Genomic DNA, 5,893 nt, shown 5'->3' on the forward strand with positions numbered 1-5,893 from the left:
CTCTCGGACCATGATCGCGAAGCGGGCAACGTGCTTGGCGTGGCCATGTTCCCGATGATACCCTACGCCAACCGCATCGCCGGAAATACCTTCGAGTTTCGAGCGAAGCGCTGGCGGGTCCAGCCCAACAATCCGCCCGAAGCCATCAACGTGCATGGCAGCGGCTGGAAACACCCCTGGACTGTCACTGCAGCGGGCGACGCCCAGGCAACGCTGTCGCTGGATATCGCAGCCAGCCTCGAACCCTACTCCTATCACGCGACGCAGGCTTTCGTGCTGTCCGAAGAAGGCCTCGACGTGACCATGACACTGACCAACACGGGGCCGGTTTCCATGCCGTTTGGTTTCGGCCTGCATCCTTGGTTCGACCGCGACCCGGACGTCACGCTGCAATTCAAGGCCGCGCGGTTCTATCTGGAGGAACCGCAAGGCATCGCCGGCGATCCGATAGCGCTTGCGCCCGAACTCGACTTCGCCGAGAGCCGGCCTTTACCCGCCGGCTGGCGCAACAATGATTATGGCGGCTGGACGGGTGAGGCGACGCTTCGCTTTCCGGCGCGCGGCGCGGGTTTGCGCATCAAGGCCGATCCGATCTTCAAGCACCTGATGCTGTACGCCGATCCGGCCAAGCCTTACTTTTGCGTCGAACCGCAGACCATGGCATCCGGTGCTTTCAACCGGGGCGGATGGAGCGATCCGGACGAGGGCGCCATCGTGCTCGCCCCAGGTGAAAGTTCGGCCGGCACGGTGTCGCTGATGCCCTTTGCGCTTGGGGCTTAAAGCGCCCATCGCGTGAACGAGGCGTCAGGAGCCGACGATCTAGATCAGGCCCGACATGTCGGAAAAAGCCATCGCCTTGCGCAGCACCTCGGCGAAGCGTTCGCCGGCCGCTTCGCGCGGGCCGCTGTTGTCGATCGAGGTGACGCCGGACCCGGACAGAGTGACATTGGCGCTGCGTGCCAGCCGCGCCAGCACTTCGCCGCGTGACTCGCGGCCGCGCATCGCCAGACGCTCGGCCAGCACTTCAGGCGAGGCGGTGATCTCGACGATGGCCAGATTGGCATAGCGTTCGCGCAAGGAGGGGATGATCGCGCGCGACACATTGGCGACAGCGACACGGCCATTGGCGACGGACCAGTCGACATCGGCGGGGATGCCGTAGCGCAAGCCGTGCGCTTCCCAGGAGATGGCGAAGGCGCCATCGGCTTCGGCCTCGACGAAGGCGGCATCGGCCAGCGTGTCGTGGTCCTCGCTGGCGACATCGCTCGGCCTGGTGATGACGCGGCGGACGAACTCCAGCCGCGTTTCGTCGGCAAAGCGGGCGCGGGCGTAGCCGATCACTGTGTCCTTGCCGGCGCCGCTTGGGCCGACGACGGCGACGAAAACGCCATCGCGGATCGGAAACGTCTCGGCCGACAATTCCCGCTCGATCGACGCCGACACCATCATGCGACCCGGCTTCCCTGCCGCCAGACGGTGCGCACCACCGGGACATGGTCGTCGACGCGCACGCGCACCAGATCGGCGCGGCGGCCCTGTTCGATGACGCCGCGATCGGTCAGGCCAACCGCATCGGCCGGGTTCTTCGAGACCATGGCGACGGCCTGCGGCAGGGAAATGCCTTCGACGACATCGCCGAGGAAGAACGCCGACTGGATCAGGCTGAAGGGAATATAGTCGGATGACAAGATGTCGAGCAGGCCGTCGCTGGCCAGCGTGCGGGCCGAGACATTGCCCGAATGCGAGGCGCCGCGCATAACGTTGGGCGCGCCCATCAGCACGCCCATCCCGGCCTCTTTCGAGGCCCTGGCGGCCTCTTCCGTGGTCGGGAATTCGGCGACGCGCACGCCCTGCTCGATCGCCTCGTCGACATGGCCTGATGTGGCGTCGTCGTGGCTGGCCAGCACGATGCCGCGCTCCTGGCAGGCGGCTGATATCACCGCCCGGTTCGGCGCCGAATTGCGCGCCGATTCGGCCATCCGCTTTTCGCAGAACAGCTTGAAGTCGCGATCGGTCAGCTTCAGCTTGCGCTGGTAATAGTAGGCATAGGTCTCGAGATCGACGAACTGGCGCTGGCCTGGCGCATGGTCCATCAGCGACGCCAGCTTGACCCGCTCGTCGCCGTCGAAATTGGCGAAAGCCCTGAGGCAGTCCGGTGCCGAAACCTCGCAGCGCAGATGGATGAAATGGTCGGCGCGCAGACGGTCCTGCTTCACACTGTCCTCGATCGCGTCGGCCAGCTTGCGGATGTCGGCCGATGTCAGGTCGGCGTCTTCGTCCATGCCGACGCGCAAGGCGTCGAGCACGGTGGTGATGCCGGCGGTCGCCACCTGCGCGTCATGGGCGAGCACGGCGGCGATCGGATTCCAGCGCACCTTGGGCCGCGGCGCGTAGTGGCCTTCGAGATGGTCGGTGTGCAATTCGACCAGCCCGGGAATGATATAGTCGCCGCCCATATCCTCGCCGATGCGGCTGATGCCGGATTCGATGCCGGCGATAAAGCCGTCGCGCAGCACCAGCGAACCCTCGACGATCTCGTCGGCAAGCACGATGCGGGCATTGTGGAGAACAGTCTCGGCGGTCATTTCAGGCAGTCCTTCAGGCGGTTTTTCTGGCCGGGCGGCGCCCGAGCGCGTGATGCGAGAGCACCATGAACGGTGCACCCGGTTCGGTTTCGACAAACAAGGTCAGCGCATCCACCAGCACCTTCTGTTGCAGCACTTCCGCGAACAGGCTGTCGATCGCTGCGCGCAAACGAGGGCTTTCCTGTGACCCCGCCCGGCCCGACAGCGTCATGTGGAAGCGAAAGGTTTCGAAGACATAGGGGTAACCCCATTGGCAGAGATTGCGGAACTCGGCCGGCTTCAGCGAATCCGGGCTGCGCCGCTCGATTTCCGCTTCGCTCAGTGGTGCGCGAAACCGGTCGAAATCGCGCACCACGTCATCGGCGAACCGGTTGAGCGCAGGCACTGGCCCTTCCGGCACCAGTGCGAAGAAGCCGTCGATCTGGCTGACCACGAGACGCGGGATGGTCACCACCGGCGTCGCCTCGGCGAATTGGTCGAGTGCGGCGCGCAGCGAGGCTTCCGTCTCGTCGGCAGCCAGGCGGAAGGGGGCTTTCAGCGTTGCGTGAAAGCCATAGCGGCGCGCCGAAGCGGTGTGGAAAGCGACTTCCGCCGCCGACAGGTCGGCCACCGCTTCGACCGGCCTCGTCGCGGCGCCGAACGCGTCGCGGCCCAGCCAGTCGGCGGCGATCCGCGCCAGAGGCTCGTCCTGCCGGGGGGTGAAATAGAGGGCGTAGCGCATGGAAAGTCCTTGTCAGCTTCGCTGCCATAGGTGATTTCCATGACGAATTGACGAAGCCTTGCTGGCTTTCAGGTAACAAAACGCTGCGGCGGGGTCATTAGCCGACGATTTTTTCGTGCTGGACCAGGGAGCGAGTGCTCACGCAGCGACCGATCAGGCCTTCATCAACCACTCGTGCTCGGGCGCGTTGTGGAATTTCCACGTCCGCTTCGGTCCGGCCATGACGTTGAGATAATAGAGGTCGTAGCCGTGGCAGGCGGCGCAGGGGTGATAGCCCCCGGGCACCAGCACGACATCGCCATCCTCGATCGCCATCGCTTCGTCGAGCGCGCGATGGCCATTCTCGTCGGCATCGGTGTAGACGCGCTGGAAGGCAAAGCCCTGCGGCGGGTTGAGACGGTGATAGTAGGTTTCCTCAAGATAGGATTCAGCGGGCAGATTGTCCCGGTCGTGCTTGTGCGGCGGATAGCTCGACGTGTGGCCGCCGGGCGTGATCACCTCGACCACCAGCAGCGAATCGGCCGGCTTGCCCTCCGGCAATATGTTGGTGACATAGCGTGTGTTGGTGCCCTTGCCGCGCACCTCCTGGCCGAGATCGTCCGGTCCGATGACGCGAACCGGCAGACCGCCGCCAAGGCCCGGCGCCGAGCAGACCGCGAGTTCCAGTCCGGTGTCCGCCGTCACCGACCAATCCGATCCCTCAGGCACATACACCGACCACGGCTTGCCCTCGAAGGGCGACATGCGCTCGCCGAGCAGGCCGAGATCCTTGCCGCCGGCTGAAGCCTTGCCCTTGCCGGTAACGAACACCAGGCAGACTTCGCGATCCTCCGTCTTGCCGGAGACGCTCTCGCCCGGCTTCAGCCGATGCAGGTCGAAACCGACATAGGTCCAGCCGGCGCTTTTCGGCGTCACATGGGCGACGCGGCCATGGCCTTTGTCGGCTTTGACGAGCAGCTTCGACATTTTTGTCTCCTATTCCGTTGGCTTGAAGGACTCCGTGAAGCCAAGCCGCCTGTTTGAAAGGGCCATCGCAAATCTTCGGCCGGCGCCCTTCCAACTTCGTCATCCTAGGGCGAAGCAGGAGCGAAGCTCCGTCGCGGAGACCCTAGGATCCATGCCGTTGCCTCGGCCGAAGGGCGCAGCGGAGCGGATTCTGCACCGTCACACCAGCTTCAAAGTCATGGCATGGATCCTAGGGTCTGCGCCGCGTCGCTTCGCTCCTTGCTCCGCCCCAGGATGACGAAACGAGAAGCACTGCAAGATAGTCGCCAACGCATGCGATCAGTTACTCCTTCGGCTCGGGCTCGACCGAAGGCTTCGCCTCGTCAGCAGGCTTGTAGAGATAAAAAAACTGCCAGACGGCGTAGCCGGCGAAGCCGAGCGCGATCATGCCCCAGAACGGCGTGCTGGTGGCGAACTCGATGATCGACCAGATGACGCAGACCGCGACGATGGCGACACGCCGCCACAAAGGTCGGAAGAAGGGGTGTTCGGAATCTTTCATAGGGCCAATCTACAGCAATCGGTCTCGCCGGGAACCCGTCGCACCAGCCATTGGGAAACTAGACATTTGGAAAGCCTTGCGTCTCGACCGTATAGCCGGCGGCGGTCATGACGCGCATCAATTCCTTGTAGCCAACCTGTGCCATCCTGAGTGGCGGGTTCTTCTTCGGGTCCTGCTCGGCCTCGACCACGAACCAGCCCTCATAGCCATGGTCGGCGAAGCGCTGCACGATGGCGCCGAAATCGAGCGAGCCGTCGCCCGGCACGGTGAAGGCGCCCAGCGCCACCGCGTCGAGGAAGGATTGTTTGGTGCGATCGAGCTTTTCGATCACGCCCATGCGAACGTCCTTCACATGCACATGGCTGATGCGGGTATGATGGTTGTCGATGGCACGCAGCACGTCTCCGCCGGCGAATGCCAGATGTCCGGCATCGAGCAGCAGCGGAATGCCGGCTCCGGAATAGCGCATGAAGGCATCGAGTTCCGGCTCGGTCTCGACCACCGCCGCCATGTGGTGATGATAGGACAGCGGCATACCCTGTTCGGCGCACCATTCGCCAAACGCGGTCAGGCGTTTCGCGTAAGCCTTCATCTCGTCATCCGACAGCTTCGGCTTGGTCGCCAGCGGCTTCGAGCGGTCGCCCTGGATCGAGCGGCCGACTTCGCCATAAACGATGCAAGGCGCATTCACCGCCTTGAACAGGTCGATCATCGGCTGGATGCGATCCTTGTTGTCGGCCATCTCCCCATCGACCAGCGTGCCGGAGAACCAGCCACCGCATAGCGTGACGTCGGACGCCTTCAGGATCGGCAGCATGATTTCGGGATCATTGGGAAAACGCCGGCCCATCTCCATGCCGGTGAAGCCGGCCGAGCGCGACTGGCGCAGGCATTCTTCCAGCGACACGTCATCGCTGAGTTCCGCAAGATCGTCGTTCCACCACGCAATGGGGGACATGCCCAGTTTGGCTTTCAAGTCGTCACTCCGGTTTAGAACAGTTATCCTTTGGTTGCCGCCGCCCCTCATCCGCCTGCCGGCACCTTCTCCCCGTATAGGGACGGGGACAAGGGGTCTAGCCG

7 protein-coding genes are annotated in these 5,893 nt (G+C 63.9%); 1 reads left to right on the forward strand and 6 read right to left on the reverse strand.

Annotated elements, in window-relative coordinates; all coding sequences use genetic code 11:
* Window positions 1-780, forward strand: a 780-nt coding sequence (locus EN939_RS17895) for an aldose 1-epimerase (protein WP_164751053.1), incomplete at its 5' end; no start/stop codon positions are given.
* 39 nt (window positions 781-819) lie between these two features.
* Here EN939_RS17895 and phnN read toward each other — a convergent pair.
* The 6 genes from phnN to iolE all read right to left on the reverse strand — a co-directional run bounded on the left by phnN (window position 820) and on the right by iolE (window position 5,789).
* A complete protein-coding gene (gene phnN / locus EN939_RS17900) occupies window positions 820-1,449 on the reverse strand; it encodes a phosphonate metabolism protein/1,5-bisphosphokinase (PRPP-forming) PhnN (protein WP_164748922.1) in 630 nt (209 codons plus the stop codon).
* Window positions 1,446-2,585 (reverse strand): alpha-D-ribose 1-methylphosphonate 5-triphosphate diphosphatase, encoded by a 1,140-nt coding sequence (locus EN939_RS17905; protein WP_127269078.1) that lies wholly within the window; start codon window positions 2,583-2,585, stop codon window positions 1,446-1,448. The genes phnN and EN939_RS17905 overlap by 4 nt, the downstream gene beginning before the upstream one ends.
* 13 nt (window positions 2,586-2,598) lie before the next feature.
* The gene (locus EN939_RS17910; RefSeq protein ID WP_127269079.1) at window positions 2,599-3,306 is read right to left on the reverse strand and encodes a DUF1045 domain-containing protein; all 708 of its coding nucleotides are present in this window, start codon (window positions 3,304-3,306) and stop codon (window positions 2,599-2,601) included.
* Between the two features lie 153 nt (window positions 3,307-3,459).
* Window positions 3,460-4,272, reverse strand: coding sequence for a 5-deoxy-glucuronate isomerase (gene iolB / locus EN939_RS17915; RefSeq protein ID WP_127269080.1), 813 nt, complete (start codon window positions 4,270-4,272; stop codon window positions 3,460-3,462).
* A 322-nt stretch (window positions 4,273-4,594) separates the two neighbouring features.
* Complete coding sequence (locus EN939_RS17920) at window positions 4,595-4,813, reverse strand: DUF3329 domain-containing protein (protein WP_127269081.1); 219 nt, start codon at window positions 4,811-4,813, stop codon at window positions 4,595-4,597.
* A gap of 58 nt (window positions 4,814-4,871) precedes the next feature.
* Entirely contained in the window at window positions 4,872-5,789 is a 918-nt protein-coding gene (gene iolE, locus EN939_RS17925) for a myo-inosose-2 dehydratase (RefSeq protein WP_127269082.1), read from the reverse strand.
* Window positions 5,790-5,893 lie beyond the last annotated feature (104 nt).

It is taken from the genome of Mesorhizobium sp. M7A.F.Ca.CA.002.05.1.1 (assembly GCF_003998335.1).
Lineage (GTDB): Bacteria > Pseudomonadota > Alphaproteobacteria > Rhizobiales > Rhizobiaceae > Mesorhizobium.